The organism is Streptomyces sp. NPDC029674 (assembly GCF_044903205.1).
Taxonomy (GTDB): Bacteria; Actinomycetota; Actinomycetes; order Streptomycetales; family Streptomycetaceae; genus Streptomyces.
The window spans coordinates 13,483-29,174 of the sequence record NZ_JBJDPY010000025.1 but is presented as its reverse complement, the minus strand read 5'-3'; the positions used below and the strand labels follow the sequence as shown (position 1 = coordinate 29,174).

The following is a 15,692-nucleotide window of genomic DNA, read 5'->3' as shown; positions in this document are numbered from 1 at the left end:
CTGAGCGCGTTGACGCCACCGACCTCGGCGGAGGGGGTGTCAGAAATCCGTCACACCCGCTCGGTCGGTATCGGTCGCGCCCACGCGAAGGTCATTTTGCTGGGGGAGCACGCGGTGGTCCACGGCGCTCCCGCACTCGCTCTCCCCGTGCCCCAGCTGGCGGTCACGGCGAGCGTCGGCTGGTCCGCCAGGACGTCGGGCGACGCCGGCGACGTCTCGCTGACGACGACCGGCTCCGCCTCCCGTCCGGTGGTGACGCAGGCCGCCGACTGGCTGCGGCGGCTGACCGCCGAATTCCGGACGACCATGGGCGTGGCCGACGACGTGCACCTCGACGTGATCCTGGACTGCGCCATCCCGCCCGGCCGCGGACTCGGGTCCAGCGCCGCGGGCGCCCGCGCCGTGGTCCACGCCCTGGCCGACCTCTTCGGCCGCGACATCACCGAGCGGACGGCGTTCGACCTGGTGCAGACCGCCGAGAACGTGGCCCACGGCCGCGCCAGCGGCGTCGACGCCACGGCCGTGGGCGCGACCGGGCCCCTCCTGTTCCAGCAGGGGCGGTCCGAGGAACTGCCCATCGGCTGCGACGGGTTGTTCATCGTCGCCGACAGCGGCGAGACGGGCCGTACGAAGGACGCGGTCGCCCTGCTCCGGGACGGCTTCCGGCGCGAGGACGGGGCGCAGGAGCGGTTCGTACGCCGTGCGACGGAGCTGACCGACCACGCCAGGCACGCCCTGGCCGATGGAAAGCCGGAGGAGCTGGGCCCGCGTATGACGGGGTATCACCAGCTCCTCCAATCGGCCGGGTTGAGCACCGACGGGATCGATGCCCTGGTCGAGGGGGCGCTCGCGGCGGGCAGCCTCGGCGCCAAGATCACCGGGGGTGGCATGGGCGGCTGCGTGATCGCGCTGGCCCGCTCGGAGCAGGCGAGCGCGGTGACCCGGCAGCTCCACGAGGCCGGCGCCGTACAGACATGGGTCGTACCGCTGAGGGGGATTGCCGGTCATGGGCGCTGAACAGCAGAGCACGGCGGTGCGTGTCGCGCCGGAGGGCGCGGGGACCGTCGCCACCGCCGTGGCGCATCCCAACATCGCGCTCATCAAGTACTGGGGCAAGCGCGACGAGCGGCTCATCCTGCCGCGTACCGACAGTCTGTCGATGACTCTGGACATCTTTCCGACGACCACGAGCGTGCGGCTGGCGCCCGGTGCCGAGGACGACGGAGTGACGCTCGGCGGCGTGCCCGCGGAGGGGGAGGCGCGGCGGCGCATCGTCGGCTTTCTCGACCTGGTGCGGGAGCGGGCAGGCGTCGCCGACCGCGCCGTCGTCGACACCGAGAACACCGTCCCCACCGGGGCGGGCCTCGCCTCCTCCGCGAGCGGATTCGCCGCCCTGGCCGTGGCCGCGGCCGCCGCCTACGGACTCGACCTCGACGCCACCGCGCTGTCGCGCCTCGCCCGGCGCGGCTCCGGCTCGGCGTCCCGGTCCCTCTTCGGGGACTTCGTGGTCTGGCACGCGGGCCGGGAGACAGGCACCGACGAGGAAGCCGACCTCAGCTCGTACGCCGAGCCGGTGCCCGCAGGACCGCTCGATCCCGCCCTGGTCGTCGCCGTCGTCAACGCCGGACCCAAGGACGTGTCCAGCCGCGCGGCCATGCGGAGAACCGTCGACACCTCGCCGCTCTACGAGCCGTGGGCCGCCTCCAGCAAGGACGACCTGGCCGACATGCGCCGGGCCCTCGGCAAGGGCGACCTCGAAGCGGTCGGGGAGATCGCCGAACGCAACGCGCTCGGCATGCACGCCACGATGCTGGCGGCCCGCCCCGCCGTGCGTTACATGTCACCGGCCTCGCTCACCGTCCTCGACAGCGTGCTGCAGCTCAGGCGCGACGGCATCGCCGCCTACGCGACCATGGACGCGGGCCCGAACGTCAAGGTGCTCTGCCGCGACGCGGACGCGGACCGGGTCGCCGACGCCGTGCGCGCCGCCGCACGGGGCGGCGCCGTGCACACCGCCCGCCCGGGCCCCGGCGCCCGGCTGCTGACCGGGGACGGACGGTGACCCGTCGGCCGACGGTCGTCCGGCGCGCGCCGGGCAAGCTGTTCGTCGCGGGCGAGTACGCGGTCGTGGAGCCGGGCAACCCGGCGATCGTCGTGGCCGTCGACCGGTACGTCACCGTCACCGTGTCCGACCCCGGCGAACCCGGCGTCCGCCTCTCCTCCGACCTCGTCGCGGGACACGCGCGCTGCCGGTGGCGGGACGGCAGGCTCGACGGCACCGGCCCCGAGGACGGACAGCGGCTCCGCGACGGCTTCACGCACGTGGCGGCGGCCGTAGAGACCGTGGCCCGGCTACTGTCCGAACGGGGCCTGGCCGTCCCGCCGTTGGACCTCTCGGTGAGCAGTGGCCTGCACGAGGACGGCACGAAGTTCGGCCTCGGGTCGAGCGGGGCGGTGACCGTGGCGACCGTCGCGGCGGTCGCCTCCTACAGCGGCCTCGACCTCTCGCACGACGCCCGCTACCGCCTCGCCATGCTCGCCACCGCGGGCCTCGACGCCAAGGCATCCGGCGGTGACCTCGCCGCCCAGACCTGGGGCGGCTGGATCGCCTACCGGGCACCCGACCGGCCCGCCGTACTCGACCTCGCCCGGAGAGCGGGCGTCGAGGAGGCACTGCGCGCCCCCTGGCCGGGCTTCGAGGTACGCCGGCTGCCCCAGCCCCGGGGCCTCTCGCTGGAGGTCGGCTGGACCGGGACGCCCGCCTCGACCACCACCCTCGTCTCCGGACTGGACCGCAAGGCCTGGCGCGGCAGCGCGTCGCACCGGCGGTTCGTCGCGACCAGCAACGACTTCGTGCGTGCCGCGACCGACGCGCTGGAGAGCGGGGACAGCGACGGCCTGCTGACCCAGATCCGGCGCGCCCGCCGGGAGCTGGCGCGCATCGACGAAGAGGCCGGGCTCGGCATCTTCACGCCGCAGCTGACCGAACTGTGCGACGCCGCCGAAGCCGCGGGCGGCGCGGCCAAGCCCTCCGGGGCGGGCGGCGGCGACTGCGGCATCGCGCTGCTCGACGCCGAGGCGTCACCGGACATCGCCCACGTACGGAAACGGTGGACCACGGCGGGGGTGCGGCCCTTGCCGATCCGTCCCGCCATGGAAGGGAACGAAGAATGATCTCTCAACGCAAGGACGACCACGTCCGCCTCGCCGTCGAGCACCAGCGGCAGCACAGCGGACACAACCAGTTCGACGAGGTGTCGTTCGTCCACCACGCCCTGGCCGGCCTCGACCGGCCCGACGTGTCCCTGGCCACGACCTTCGCCGGCATCTCCTGGCCGGTGCCGCTCTACATCAACGCGATGACCGGCGGCAGCGTCAGCACCGGCGTCATCAACCGCGACCTCGCCATCGCCGCCCGCGAGACCGGCGTCGCCGTCGCCTCCGGGTCCATGAGCGCGTACTTCAAGGACCCGTCGTGCGCCGACACGTTCAGCGTGCTGCGCAAGGAGAACCCGGACGGGTTCGTCCTCGCCAACGTCAACGCGACGGCCTCGACCGACAAGGCACAGCGCGCCATCGACCTGGTGAGCGCCGACGCCCTGCAGATCCACATCAACACCGCGCAGGAAACACCGATGCCCGAGGGCGACCGGTCGTTCTCCTCCTGGGTCCCGCAGATCGAGAAGATCGCGGCGGCCGTCGAAGTGCCCGTGATCGTCAAGGAGGTCGGCAACGGCCTCAGCCGTGAGACCGTCCTCCTGCTGGAGAGCCTGGGCGTCCAGGTGGCGGACCTCGGCGGCCGGGGCGGCACCGACTTCGCCCGCATCGAGAACGGCCGCAGGGAGCTCGGCGAGTACGCGTTCATGCACGGCTGGGGGCAGTCCACCGCGGCCTGCCTCCTCGACAACCAGGACGTCGGCATCCCCGTGCTCGCCTCCGGCGGTGTGCGCAACGCGCTCGACGTCGCCCGCGCGCTGGCGCTCGGCGCGTCCGCCGTCGGAGCGTCCGGCGGATTCCTCCGCACCCTGAAGGACGAGGGCGTCTCCGCGCTGATCGCGCAGATCTCCACGTGGCTCGACCAGCTCGCGGCGCTGCAGACCATGCTCGGCGCGCGCACCCCCGCCGAACTGACCCGCTGCGACCTGCTGATCCACGGCGAACTCCGTTCCTTCTGCGCAGACCGAGGCATCGAGACGGGGCCGTTCGCGCAGCGTTCGCGCTCCGTCGAGGCCGCCCACCAACTGACGGGAAGCACCCGATGACTGAGACACACGCGATAGCCGGCGTCCCGATGCGGTGGGTGGGTCCCCTGCGCATCACCGGCAATGTCGCCACCACCGAGACCCAGGTGCCGCTCGCCACCTACGAGACGCCGCTGTGGCCCTCCGTGGGCCGCGGCGCGAAGGTCTCCATGCTCGCCGAGGACGGCATCGTCGCCACCCTCGTCGACGAGCGGATGACCCGTTCCGTGCTCGTCGAGGCGACGGACGCGCAGACCGCGTACGTGGCCGCCCGCGCCATCGACGCGCGCATCGACGAGCTGCGCGAAGTGGTGCGCGGCTGCAGCCGGTACGCCCAGCTGATCAACATCCGGCACGAGATCAACGCCAACCTGCTCTTCATCCGGTTCGAGTTCACCACCGGTGACGCGTCCGGGCACAACATGGCGACGCTCGCGTCCGACGCGCTCCTCAAGCACCTCCTGGAGACGGTGCCGGGGATCTCCTACGGGTCGATCTCCGGCAACTACTGCACGGACAAGAAGGCCACCGCGATCAACGGCATCCTCGGCCGCGGCAAGAACGTGGTCACGGAGCTCACGATCCCGCGCGACGTCGTCACCGACGTCCTGCACACGACGGCCGCCAAGGTCGTCCAGCTGAACATCCGCAAGAACATGCTCGGCACGCTGCTCGCCGGCGGCATCCGCTCGGCGAACGCCCACTACGCCAACATGCTGCTCGGCTTCTACCTCGCCACCGGCCAGGACGCGGCCAACATCGTCGAGGGCTCCCAGGGCGTCACCATGGCCGAGGACCGCGACGGCGACCTCTACTTCGCCTGCACCCTGCCGAACCTCATCGTCGGCACGGTCGGCAACGGCAAGGGCATCGAGTTCGTCGAGACCAACCTCGCCCGGCTCGGCTGCCGGGCCGAACGCGAGCCCGGCGAGAACGCCCGCCGCCTCGCGGTGATCGCCGCGGCGACGGTGCTGTGCGGGGAGCTCTCGCTGCTCGCCGCGCAGACGAACCCTGGTGAACTGATGCGTGCGCACGTCCAGTTGGAGCGCGACAACAAGTCGGAGAAGGTCGGTGTGTGAGGCATGGGCAGTGGTTCGGGCATAGGGATTGTTGATCTGTCGTTCGCGACGACGGAGTTCGTGCTGCCGCATGCGGCGCTGGCCGCGTACAACGGTACGGAGATCGGCAAGTATCACGTGGGTATCGGCCAGGAGTCGATGAGTGTGCCGGCGGCCGATGAGGACATCGTGACGCTGGCGGCGTCCGCGGCGGCGCCGGTGATCGCCCGGCACGGCGGTGAGCGGATCCGTACCGTGGTGTTGGCCACGGAGTCCTCCATCGATCAGGCCAAGGCGGCGGGTGTGTATGTGCATTCGCTGCTGGGGTTGCCGTCGGCGGCGCGGGTGGTGGAGCTCAAGCAGGCCTGTTACGGGGCGACGGCGGGGCTGCAGTTCGCGCTGGGGCTGGTGGCGCGGGATCCGGGGCAGCAGGTGCTGGTGATCGCCAGTGATGTGTCGCGCTATGAGCTGGACTCTCCCGGTGAGGCGACGCAGGGTGCGGCGGCGGTGGCGATGCTGGTGGGCGCCGATCCGGCCCTGGTGCGTTTCGAGGGGCCCTCGGGGTTGTTCACGGCGGATGTGATGGATTTTTGGCGGCCCAATTACCGGGATGCGGCGCTGGTGGACGGCCAGGAGTCGATCCATGCGTATCTGCAGGCGGTGGAGGGCTGCTGGAAGGACTACAGCGGGCAGGGCGGGTACGGGCTGGAGGAGTTCGCGGCGTTCTGCTATCACCAGCCGTTCACGAAGATGGCGTACAAGGCGCACCGGCATCTGCTGAATTACTGCGGCCTGGACACCGACAAGACTGTCATCGAGGCGGCGCTGGGGCAGACCACGGCGTACAACCGGGTGATCGGCAACAGTTATACGGCGTCGGTGTATCTGGCGCTGGCGGCGCTGCTGGACCAGGCCGGGGATCTGAGCGACCGGCCGGTGGGGTTTTTGAGTTATGGCTCGGGCAGTGTCGCGGAGTTCTTCGCCGGGCGGGTGGTGCCCGGGTATCGGGAGCGGTTGCGCACGGCGGAGCACCGGGCGGTGATCGAGCGGCGCCGGCCGCTGGAGTATGCGCAGTACCGGGAGCTGCACGAGCGGTCCTTCCCGACCGACGGCGGCGGGTATCCCACGCCGGTGCAGACCAGCGGCGAGTTCCGGCTGGCCGCGCTGCACGGCCACAAGCGGATCTACGAACGCCGCTGACGGCCGGCACCCCTTGACCGGGCCGGGGAGTTCTCAAACCCCCAAGAGAGCTCCCCGGCCCGACAGCGGCCCGGCAGAGGCCCGAAAGGCCCGACAGGCCGGACGTGGCGCGGCCACGGCAAGCGGTGCGTGTTCCCCGCGTGCCGTGGCCGCTTGCGTCCCCGCGCTCTACCCTGCTCTCTCCCGCTGAGCAGGCCGAGCGTTCCGCGGAGCCGTTCTCGTCAGCACCGAAGTCGGCCCAATTTTTCTAGGCGGCTTCCCTGCGCTGCCGGTCCATGAGGTGCCGCAGGACGAGCCATTCCCGTATCTCCCACGAATGCCCTGCCGAACAGCTGATGCTGCTCTTCTTTCCGGCGGTACCGGAATGCCGCGTGTTCTGCGGCGAGGCGTCGATCGTGCCGGTGCAGTTGTCCACCACGCACTGCGTGGTGAGCGGATTCCTTTCGCCCTGCTCGGGGTCGATGACGCGCAGCAGTTCCACGTGGAGGCTCTGGATCTCCTCCGCGAAGTCCAGGGCCGGCGGCTGGGCCGTGAGCCACTCCAGATGAAGCAGCAGGAAGCACGCGAGGTGGGGCACGGAGCGGGCCGGGGGAGCGGTCCCCAGTTCGTCCGCGACATATCCCGCCCACGACTCCAGGATGGCGACGATATTGCTCCTGGCGTCGAGCGCCGAGACGTTGAGGTGGTCGCGCCGGCGGCTGCCGGACACCTTCGTCGGATTCCGTCGCCTGGACGTCGCGAGGACGTGGTGCAGGCCTTCCTGATGGAGGCCGGGCAGCGCGCGCAGATCAAGCTCCAGTTTTCTGACGCACGGGTCGCAGAGCAGGGACCCGGCCACGGCACCTCCGTCCTGTCCGGGGTCGGATGAGCATGAGTGGATCTCCATGGTGGATCTCTTTCCGTCAGGTGGATCTGTTCCCTATTTCGTGCTGGACGCGGAAGGTGACGAACTCGGCCGGCCGCACCGCGGCGAGGCCGATGTCGAGGTTCACCCGCCCCCGCGCCACGTCTTCGTGGGTGTTGTTGCTGTCGTCGCAGACGACTTCGAAGGCCTCCGCCGCGGACCGGCCGGACAGTGCGCCCTGGTGCCACAGGCCGTCCAGGATCGTCGTGGCGGCATGGCGGATCAACGCCCGCAGTGAGGCGCTGTTGGTGTCGAATGCGGCCCACCACGTGCCCTGTTCGAGCGCGGCACGGGCGTGGTTGACCAGGCGGCGCACGCTGAGGTCCGCCCAGTCGGGCTCGGTGGACAGCGTGCGCGCCCCCAGCACCCGGATGCCCCGCCCCGGGACGGACCCCAGGCAGTTCACCCCGTGCGCGCTCACCGACTCCCGTTCGGCGTCGGTCAGTTCACGCTCTTGCTTGACCACGCCGACCAGTGCGCCCACGGGTGTCGCGTGCACGCCCCGCTCGGTGTCGACGCGGCAGCACAGCCCCGACACATGGCCGGAGGGCGGCACCGGGCGTTCGTGCCCGTCGGTCTCGGTGACGATGAGCCACGGATAGTGGACAGCGACGAACTGTGCCTCGGGCTCCGCCAGTTCGAAGGGCCTGCTCCGTACGTCGGCGGGGTCCAGGCCCTGCCGGGTGTGCAGCAGCGCGACCCGGCGGCCCACGCGGCGGCAGTGTCCGGCGATCTCCCTCGCGATGCCGTGCGCCTCCTCCGCCACCCGCCACAGGTCCGGCGCCACCACGAGCGTGATCTCCGGCAGGCGCTCCAGCTTGTCGAGCGCGGACCGGTAGGCGGCGATCCGGCCTTCGGCACCGCCCGTTCCGATGACCCAGGCGCCGCCACCCCCGTTGCGGAAGTGGCCGAGCACGGCGTCGTGGACGTATGAGAGCGGCCCCCCCTCCGTCACGCGTGGTGAGAACGCCTCGATGAACTCCTTCGGGTGACGGACGAAGGCCGGTTTCCCCGGCAGGACCGGGGCGTCCCCGACGAAGACCGCCACTGACGTACCCGGCCCTGCCGGTCCGGTGGTGTGCATGGGGCGTGCTGGATTCGGCTGCTGGCGGGGCATGCAGACTCCTCGGTCACGACGGCGAAGCTGTTGCGGGTGTGAGGCCCCACGTCCGGCGGACCGGCGGGGTCAGGGTTGCAGGCGGCTGGTGGTCCAGCCGCTGTCGGTGCGCTCGTAGCGCAGGCGCTCGTGCAGCCGGTCGGTGCCGTTGGCCCAGAACTCCACCGCGTCGGGCTCCAGACAGAAGCCCACGAACGTCGGCGGGCAGGGCAACGGCCGCGCGGGTGTGCCCAGTTGCAGGGCGCGGGTGCGGATCTCCTCGAAGTGCTGCAGGTCGCGCACCGGTTCGCTCTGGCGGGAGACGGTGGTCATGGGGTGGGTGAACACCGCGCGGGCCGCCCACAGTTCCTCGGCCTCTGCGCGCGGCAGCAGGCGTACGGGTCCGGCGACGGTGATCTGCTGGCTGGTCTCGCGCCAGTACAAGACGCCCGAGGCGTTGGGGTTGGCGGCCAGCTCGCGGCCCTTGCGGCTGCCGGAGTGGGTGATGAAGACGATGCCGCGCTCGGTGAGCCGGTTGATGGCCAGGATCCGGGAGGAGGGCCGGCCCCGGGTGTCGGCGGTGGCCAGGGCCAGCGCGCGCGGCTCACGCACACCCTGTGCGGTGGCCGTCTCCAGCCAGTCGGCCAGCAGGGCCATCGGCTCGGCCGGCGGGGTGCGGAACTCGGGGAAGTCCACGTGGAGGCCAGCGGTCATGGTCTCCGAACGCCGCGCCTCCGGTGCGCCGTTGACGGCGGCCGTCGCAGTGGGATTCTGCTGGGACAGGTCAGACATGAATCGTTCCTTCGATCGTGACGACGCCGTGGCCCGAGACCTCGACGGAGTCGACCCGCTCGCCCTCGCCCTGGACCAGTGCGCTCATGGGGGAGGGGCGGCCGATCTCGATGCCCTGGGTGATCTCGATGCGCTGCCCGTACGAGCCGAGGCCGTGCCGGGCGATGTGGATGGCGATGGGCCCGGCGACGGAGCCCGTCGCGGCGTCCTCCACCACTCCGTACGCGGGCGAGAACATGCGGTTGCGCCAGGTCGTACCGGATCCGGCGATGCAGTTGGTGGCCATGTCGGGGAAGGCCGCCAGCGCGCGGTGGTCGGGGTCCACCTTGGAGAGCGCCTCGAAGCTCTCGAAGCCGACCAGGACGTGCCGCGGGCCGTTGCGGTAGATCTCCACCGGAAGCGTCGACTCGCTGACACCGAGGGCGTCGAGGAGCTCGCCGGCGCGGTCGAAGGGCTCCCACACGGGCACCGGCTGGCGCATGCTCGCCGAGACGACCTTGCCGCCGGCGCGCCGCAGCTCGAAGGGGATCACGCCCATGGCGGTCTCGATCCGCAGCTGGTCCGCGTCGGTGCGCCCGCCCAGCGCGATCGCGGTGCCCAGCAACGGGTGCCCGGCGAACGGGAGTTCGTTGACGGGCGTGAAGATTCTTACGTGAACGTCGCCGCCCTGCTTCGGTCCCAGCACGAACGTCGTCTCCGACAGGTTCATCTCGCGGGCGATGCGCTGCATCCGCTCGGCGGGCAGGTCGTCCGCGTCGAAGAACACCGCGACGGGATTGCCGTTGAGGGGCTCCCGGGCGAACGCGTCGACAACTGCATAGTTGTGCATCTGTTCTCCACTGTCATCGGTGGGCGGCCGTGGGATGCCGGGCCGACGCTCGGGGGAGGGCGTCGGCCCGGCGGTTCACGGGGTGGTGCCGGTGGCCGGTGCTGTCCGGCCGGGACAGTGCCCACGATGCGGGGTCTTTCTTTGGTCGGAACGGATTCCGACTCGAACGGATCGGCGGAGCAGGCGAAGAGCTGTTCGGAGAGCTGTTCGTGAAGTCGTTCGGGGAGCCGTCAGAGAATCGCCGGCGAGAGGCTGAAGCCCGGCGTCGACGCGGCCTCGGGCGTCAGGGCGACACCCCGCGTCAGGAGCCGGCGCGCCACGATGTGGTCGCCGGGGCGGTTGACGGACTCGACCGCCTGGAGGCCCTTGCCGCCGAAGAGCAGTACCGAGAACGCGTCGGGGTCGTCACCGAGCACCACCACCTCGGACGCGTGCCCCTCGTGGCATCCCGCGATCTGCAGGGTCGTGGAGAACTGATCGCTCCAGAACCACGGCAGTTCGTCGTACGGGCGAGGCGTCCCGGTCAGCCGCCGGGCGACCGACCGGGCGTGCCCGACGGCGTTCTGCACCGATTCGAGCCGCAGCCGGTTCCCGGAGCGCACCTGCGGGAACGCCGCGCAGTCACCGATGGCGGAGATGTGCGGGTCACCGGTCAGCAGCCGGGAGTCGACGGTGATGCCGTCGCTCACGGGAAGACCGGCCGCGGCGGCCAGTTCGGTGCGCGGGGCGACACCGATGCCGACCAGGACCAGGTCGGCCGGCAGCCGGCTGCCGTCGGTGAGCTCCACCGCCGTCACGCCGGAGCGGCTGGTGCCGTGCAGGGCCGCGACGCCCCGGCCGAACAGCAGCTCGGTGCCCCTGCTCCGGTGCAGTCGCGTGAAGTGCTCGGCGGTGCGTGCCGAGACGGCGCGGGCGAGCGGCCGGTCGAGCGCTTCGACGACGGTGACCCCGACGCCCGCCTCCCGTGCCGCGGCGGCGCATTCGAGTCCGATGAACCCGGCCCCCACCACCACCGCGCGCCGCGCCCCGGCCAGCGACGACCGCAGCGCGGCGGCGTCCCGCGCGGTGCGCAGGGTGTGCACGCCGCGCAGCTCCGTGCCCGGCACGGCGAGCGTGCGGGGCGCGGCGCCGGTGGCCAGGACGAGATGGCCGTAGCCGTACGCGGAGCCGTCCGTCAGGCGCACCGTGCGGGCGGCCGGGTCGATCTCCGACACGGTGCCCGCGACGAGGTCGATCGACCGGCGCACGTAATACGTCGCGGGCCGCAGCCACAGCTGCGCCTCGTCCGCCGCGCCCTTGAGGTACGCCTTGGACAGCGGCGGACGCTCGTAGGGGAGCGCGTCCTCGGCGCTGATGAGCGTGATGGTGCCCGGGTAGCCGTGCTCCCGCAGGGACGCCGCGGTCTGGTAGCCGCCCTGGCCGGCCCCCACCACGACGACCGACTCGGGGCGCGCGCCGTGCTGCGTGCCGTCCTGTGTGCCGTCCGTCATCAGTTCTGCCGCTCGGGGGTGTGGACGATGAGGCCGTCCAGGGCGTCGCTCGACTTGAGCTGGCAGCTCAGCCGGCTGTTGGGCCTGCGCGGGCACGCGGTGAAGTCGAGCATCTCGTCCTCCCGCTCCTGCGGCGGCTCCAGCTTGTCGAGGGTGGTCTCGTCCACGTAGACGTGGCAGGTGGCGCACTGCATGTTGCCGCCGCACTGCGCGACGATGCCGTCGATGTCGTTGAAGACGGCGCCGCGCATGACGCTCGTGCCGGCCGGGACGTCGATCGAAGTCTGCGTCCCGTCGACGGCGACATACGTGATCTTGGGCATGACGGAGCTCCTCGATGGCATCCGGACGCGCACGAGGGCGCCGTGGCACGGATGCCTGGCAAGTGGAACGACGGAAGGTGGAGGTGGTGCGGCCGGCGGTCGGCAGGGGACGCGACACCCGTGCCAACCCGCCGTCGTACACCGGCCGTTCGGACACGCGACTGTCCTCGGCCAGGGTGATGGCAGCGCGTCGGAGAGTAGCAAAGAAATTTCGGCCGAACCAGGGCCCGCCCGGTGACCTCAGGGCCGGCGGGCGCGGCCGCGGCGGGGATCCGGCAGGCGGTGGGTCATGAAGGGCCTGCTGGTGGTGAACTCCCGGAACCGCACGGCTGCTTCGGAGAGATAGGTGTCGCGGTTCCACACCAGGGTGAGGACCCGGTGGCAGTCCGGGGCGTCCAGGTGCACCCAGGCGACCGGGACCTGGGACTCGGTTCCGGCCTGCCGGGACATCGCCGGGATCAGGCCGATGCCGAGTCCCGCGCTGATCATGTGCTGGCTGGCGCCCGGCTCGTCGCCCTCGCAGGACAGCAGCGGCTTGAGCCCGTCGTACGCGAAGAGCCGGTCGAGCAGCGTGCGTTGCCACTGGCCGGGTCGGGTGGTGACGAACGGCTCGGCGGCGAGCTCGCGGACCGTCACGCTCTCCCGCCCGTCCAGCCAGTGGCCGCGCGGGACGGCGAGCAGCACCTCCTCGCGGGCCAGCTCGATCGAGTCGAGGTTCCCGCCGGTCAGCGGCTGTGAGGCCACACAGAAGTCGACCTCTCTGGCCCGGAGTTGGCGGTCCATCTCCTCCGCGTTGGACTGGTAGAGCCGGACGTCGGCGCGGGGAAAGGCGGCGCGGAAGCTGCCGAGGAGGTGCGTGATCGTCAGCAGGGTCTCGGAGGCCACGCTGACCCGGCCGAACGCCGTGTCGCGCGCGTCGTCCAGGGCCCGGCGGGCGTCGTCGAGCTCGCTCAGGGCACGGTCCACGTGGCGCAGGAACACCGCGCCGTACTGGTTGAGCCGGATACGGCGGCCCTGCCGGTCGAACAGAGGGGTGCCGAGGTCGGCCTCCAGGCGCGCGATGGTGCGGCTCAGCGAGGGCTGGGCGACGCGCAACTCCTCGGCGGCGCGGCTGATGTGCTCGAAGCGGGCGACGGCTTGGAAGTAGCGCAACTGCAGAAGATCCACGGTCCCCCCTTTATGCCTTCCGGGACATCATCACATGGCAGAACTGGTCTTGGAACGCATAAGGAATTCTCTCTACGGTTTGCCACGAGGCCACCGCACAGGTGGCGGGCAACGGCGCCCGGTTCCTGCACGCGAAGCGGCGGCCTCACCCCATTCCCCCCGCTGCCCTTACCGGCCACTGCCCCCCAGGAGGGTCGCACCATGAGCGCTGCGGATCTGGCCCGACTCCAGTTCGCGGCCACCACCGGCATCCACTGGCTGTTCGTCATCCTCACCATGGGACTCGTCCCCATCGTGGCGATCATGCACACCCGGGCCGCGTTCACCCGTGATCCCGTCAAGAGAGCGGTCCGGGAGCGCATGACCCGCTTCTGGGGACAGCTCTACGTCATCAACTACGCGGTCGGCATCGTCACCGGCCTCGTCATGGAGTTCCAGTTCGGGCTCAGCTGGAGCGGCCTCAGCAAGTTCGCGGGCAACGTCTTCGGCGCCCCGCTCGCCCTCGAAACCCTCATCGCCTTCTTCGCCGAGTCCACCTTCCTCGGCATGTGGATATTCGGCTGGGGCCGGCTGCGCAGTGGCATGCACGTCACACTGATCTGGCTGGTCACGCTGACCGCGTACGCCTCCGGGTACTGGATACTGATAGCCAACGGCTTCATGCAGCACCCCGTCGGCCACGAAGTGCGAGACGGCGCGGCCTACTTGACCGACTTCGGCGCGCTGCTCACCAACTCCAGCGCGTTGATGGCCCTCTTCCACCTCTCGCTGGGCGCCCTGACGACGGGCGGCGTCTTCGTCGCCGGGATCAGCGCCTACCACTTCCTGCGGCGCACCGAGGAGACCGAGCTCTTCCGCACCTCCCTCAAGCTCGGGCTGTGGGTTTCGACGGTCGCCTCCTTCTTTGTCGTCGTCGTCGGCGAGATGCAGCGGCCGATCATCGAGCGGACCCAGCCCATGAAGGACGCGGTCCTGGAGAACAGCGGCGTCGCCGAGCTCCAGGCCCGGCTCGTCAAGGAGTACGGGCCCGGTGACTACGTGCCCTGGCAGGACACGATGCGCATCTCGATGGACGCCATGACGCTCATCGGCAACACCGTGTCCACCCTCACCTTCCTCGCCCTCGTCCTGCTGTGGAAGGACCGCCTGACGCGCTGGCGCTGGGCCTCCTGGGTCCTGGTCGCCATGGTCCCGTTCCCCTTCATCGCCTCCGTGGGCGGCTGGCTCGTCCGCGAGGTCGGCCGCCAACCCTGGCTCGTATACGGCGAATTGACGGTCGAGGAAGCGCTCTCCCCCGTAGGGAAGACCTCGCTGCTCCTGTCCTGCGTCCTGTTCGTCGCCATCTTCGTCGCGCTGGCCGTGACGAACTGGACCCTGATCACCCGGTTCGCGCTCCGCGGCCCCGACGCGACCCAGCTCGGCGTGACCGAGCCGCTGCCGGACGGCCTGCTCGACGGACCGGGCGGCGGCAGTGCGGACGAGAGGCAGCCGGTGCCCGTCCTCTGAGCCGGCCCCCTCGCAAGCACATCGACATGAACTCCATTGCTGTAACGGAAAGTTGAGCGAGATGAGTCTGGAGACCGTCTGGCTGGCCCTCCTCGGCCTGCTGCTCGCCGGGTACTTCGTCCTCGGCGGCTACGACTACGGCGCACAGATGCTGCACCCCTTCCTCCGCCGGGAGACCCCGGAAGAGAGACGCACCGGCGAAAACGCCGCCCTCGACGCCATCGCGCCCTTCTTCCTCGGCAACGAGGTCTGGCTGGTCGCCTTCGCCGGAGTCATGTTCGGTGCCTTCCCGCACCTCGAAGGCTCGCTCCTGCCCGGCCTGTACCCGCTGATCGTGGCGATCCTCGCCGCCCTGGTCCTCGGCAACGCCGCGGTCCAGCTGCGCCGCCGCTCCCGCGGCGCCCGCGCCCGCCGGATGTGGGACGCCCTGATCGTGTTCGGCGGCGCCGTCCCCGCCGCGGCCTGGGGGCTGATCGTGGGGCTGCTGCTCCACGGCGTGCCCCGCCGCGCCGACGGCAGCTTCCACATCGGCTTCGGTGAGGTGCTCACGCCGTTCGTACTCGCCTGCGGCGCCACCACCGTGCTGCTCTTCGCGGCACACGGCGCGGCGTTCGTCGCGCTCCGCTCGGAGCCCGAACTCGCCGCGCGGGCAAGGAAAGTGGCCGCCAAGCTGATCATCGGCGTCGCCGCCGCCGGTGCCCTCGCCCTGCTCCTCACGCTCTTCGGAGCGGGCGCCTCGATGACGAACCCGGCGGCCTCGGCGGTCATCGCCGCCCTGCTCGTGGCGGCCCTCGGCGCCGCCCGGTGGTACCTCGACCGGGGACGCGACGCCTGGGCGTTCGCCGCGACCTGCGCCGCGGCCGCGCTGCCCGTGCTGCTCGTCGGGGCCGGCCACTACCCGTACCTCCTGATCACCGAGGCCGGCGCGGGCCTGGACATCGGCCACGCCATCACCGACGACGCCACGCTGAAGATCCTCAGCGGCTTCGGGGTCCTCGTGGTCCCGACGGTCCTCGCCTACCAGTTCTGGAGCTGGTGGGCCTTCCGGGGGCGGACGGGCCGCCGTCACCCCAGCTACTTCTGACC

General features: G+C 71.2%; 15 protein-coding genes. 8 read left to right on the top strand and 7 right to left on the bottom strand.

Annotated elements, in window-relative coordinates; genetic code table 11:
- Nucleotides 1-36: 36 nt before the first annotated feature.
- From mvk to ACI2L3_RS36540, 6 genes are read left to right on the top strand one after another with little or no spacing between them, the layout of a single operon-like run.
- On the top strand, nt 37-1,017 hold the full coding sequence (gene mvk / locus ACI2L3_RS36565) for a mevalonate kinase (protein ID WP_404756751.1): 981 nt from the start codon (nt 37-39) through the stop codon (nt 1,015-1,017).
- Nucleotides 1,007-2,062, top strand: coding sequence for a diphosphomevalonate decarboxylase (gene mvaD / locus ACI2L3_RS36560; RefSeq protein WP_404756750.1), 1,056 nt, complete (start codon nt 1,007-1,009; stop codon nt 2,060-2,062). Before mvk ends, mvaD begins: the two co-directional genes overlap by 11 nt.
- Complete coding sequence (locus tag ACI2L3_RS36555) at nt 2,059-3,174, top strand: phosphomevalonate kinase (RefSeq protein ID WP_404756749.1); 1,116 nt, start codon at nt 2,059-2,061, stop codon at nt 3,172-3,174. The genes mvaD and ACI2L3_RS36555 overlap by 4 nt, the downstream gene beginning before the upstream one ends.
- Complete coding sequence (gene fni / locus ACI2L3_RS36550; RefSeq protein WP_404756748.1) at nt 3,171-4,262, top strand: type 2 isopentenyl-diphosphate Delta-isomerase; 1,092 nt, start codon at nt 3,171-3,173, stop codon at nt 4,260-4,262. The genes ACI2L3_RS36555 and fni overlap by 4 nt, the downstream gene beginning before the upstream one ends.
- Nucleotides 4,259-5,320, top strand: a complete 1,062-nt coding sequence (locus ACI2L3_RS36545) for a hydroxymethylglutaryl-CoA reductase (protein ID WP_404756747.1) — start codon at nt 4,259-4,261, stop codon at nt 5,318-5,320. The genes fni and ACI2L3_RS36545 overlap by 4 nt, the downstream gene beginning before the upstream one ends.
- 3 nt (nt 5,321-5,323) lie before the next feature.
- A complete protein-coding gene (locus ACI2L3_RS36540) occupies nt 5,324-6,499 on the top strand; it encodes a hydroxymethylglutaryl-CoA synthase (protein WP_404756746.1) in 1,176 nt (391 codons plus the stop codon).
- Between the two features lie 247 nt (nt 6,500-6,746).
- On the opposite strand, the gene ACI2L3_RS36535 is transcribed toward ACI2L3_RS36540, so the two are convergent.
- The 7 genes from ACI2L3_RS36535 to ACI2L3_RS36505 form a co-directional block, all read right to left on the bottom strand.
- A complete protein-coding gene (locus tag ACI2L3_RS36535; RefSeq protein ID WP_404756745.1) occupies nt 6,747-7,385 on the bottom strand; it encodes a hypothetical protein in 639 nt (212 codons plus the stop codon).
- 16 nt (nt 7,386-7,401) lie between these two features.
- Nucleotides 7,402-8,520, bottom strand: a complete 1,119-nt coding sequence (locus ACI2L3_RS36530; RefSeq protein WP_404756744.1) for a phage tail sheath family protein — start codon at nt 8,518-8,520, stop codon at nt 7,402-7,404.
- 69 nt (nt 8,521-8,589) lie between these two features.
- Complete coding sequence (gene phzG, locus ACI2L3_RS36525; RefSeq protein ID WP_404756743.1) at nt 8,590-9,291, bottom strand: phenazine biosynthesis FMN-dependent oxidase PhzG; 702 nt, start codon at nt 9,289-9,291, stop codon at nt 8,590-8,592.
- A complete protein-coding gene (locus ACI2L3_RS36520; protein WP_404756742.1) occupies nt 9,284-10,120 on the bottom strand; it encodes a PhzF family phenazine biosynthesis protein in 837 nt (278 codons plus the stop codon). The genes phzG and ACI2L3_RS36520 overlap by 8 nt, the downstream gene beginning before the upstream one ends.
- A gap of 230 nt (nt 10,121-10,350) precedes the next feature.
- Nucleotides 10,351-11,610, bottom strand: coding sequence for an NAD(P)/FAD-dependent oxidoreductase (locus ACI2L3_RS36515; RefSeq protein WP_404756741.1), 1,260 nt, complete (start codon nt 11,608-11,610; stop codon nt 10,351-10,353).
- Entirely contained in the window at nt 11,610-11,933 is a 324-nt protein-coding gene (locus ACI2L3_RS36510) for a 2Fe-2S iron-sulfur cluster-binding protein (RefSeq protein ID WP_404756740.1), read from the bottom strand. Before ACI2L3_RS36510 ends, ACI2L3_RS36515 begins: the two co-directional genes overlap by 1 nt.
- Nucleotides 11,934-12,173: 240 nt before the next feature.
- On the bottom strand, nt 12,174-13,100 hold the full coding sequence (locus ACI2L3_RS36505; protein ID WP_404756739.1) for a LysR family transcriptional regulator: 927 nt from the start codon (nt 13,098-13,100) through the stop codon (nt 12,174-12,176).
- Nucleotides 13,101-13,301: 201 nt separating this feature from the next.
- On the opposite strand from ACI2L3_RS36505, the gene ACI2L3_RS36500 reads away from it, so the two are divergent.
- The gene (locus ACI2L3_RS36500; protein ID WP_404756738.1) at nt 13,302-14,606 is read left to right on the top strand and encodes a cytochrome ubiquinol oxidase subunit I; all 1,305 of its coding nucleotides are present in this window, start codon (nt 13,302-13,304) and stop codon (nt 14,604-14,606) included.
- Nucleotides 14,607-14,667: 61 nt separating this feature from the next.
- Nucleotides 14,668-15,690 carry a cytochrome d ubiquinol oxidase subunit II gene (cydB, locus tag ACI2L3_RS36495; RefSeq protein ID WP_404756737.1) on the top strand — a complete coding sequence of 341 codons (1,023 nt, stop codon included), beginning with the start codon at nt 14,668-14,670 and terminating at the stop codon, nt 15,688-15,690.
- The last annotated feature ends 2 nt before the right edge of the window (nt 15,691-15,692 follow it).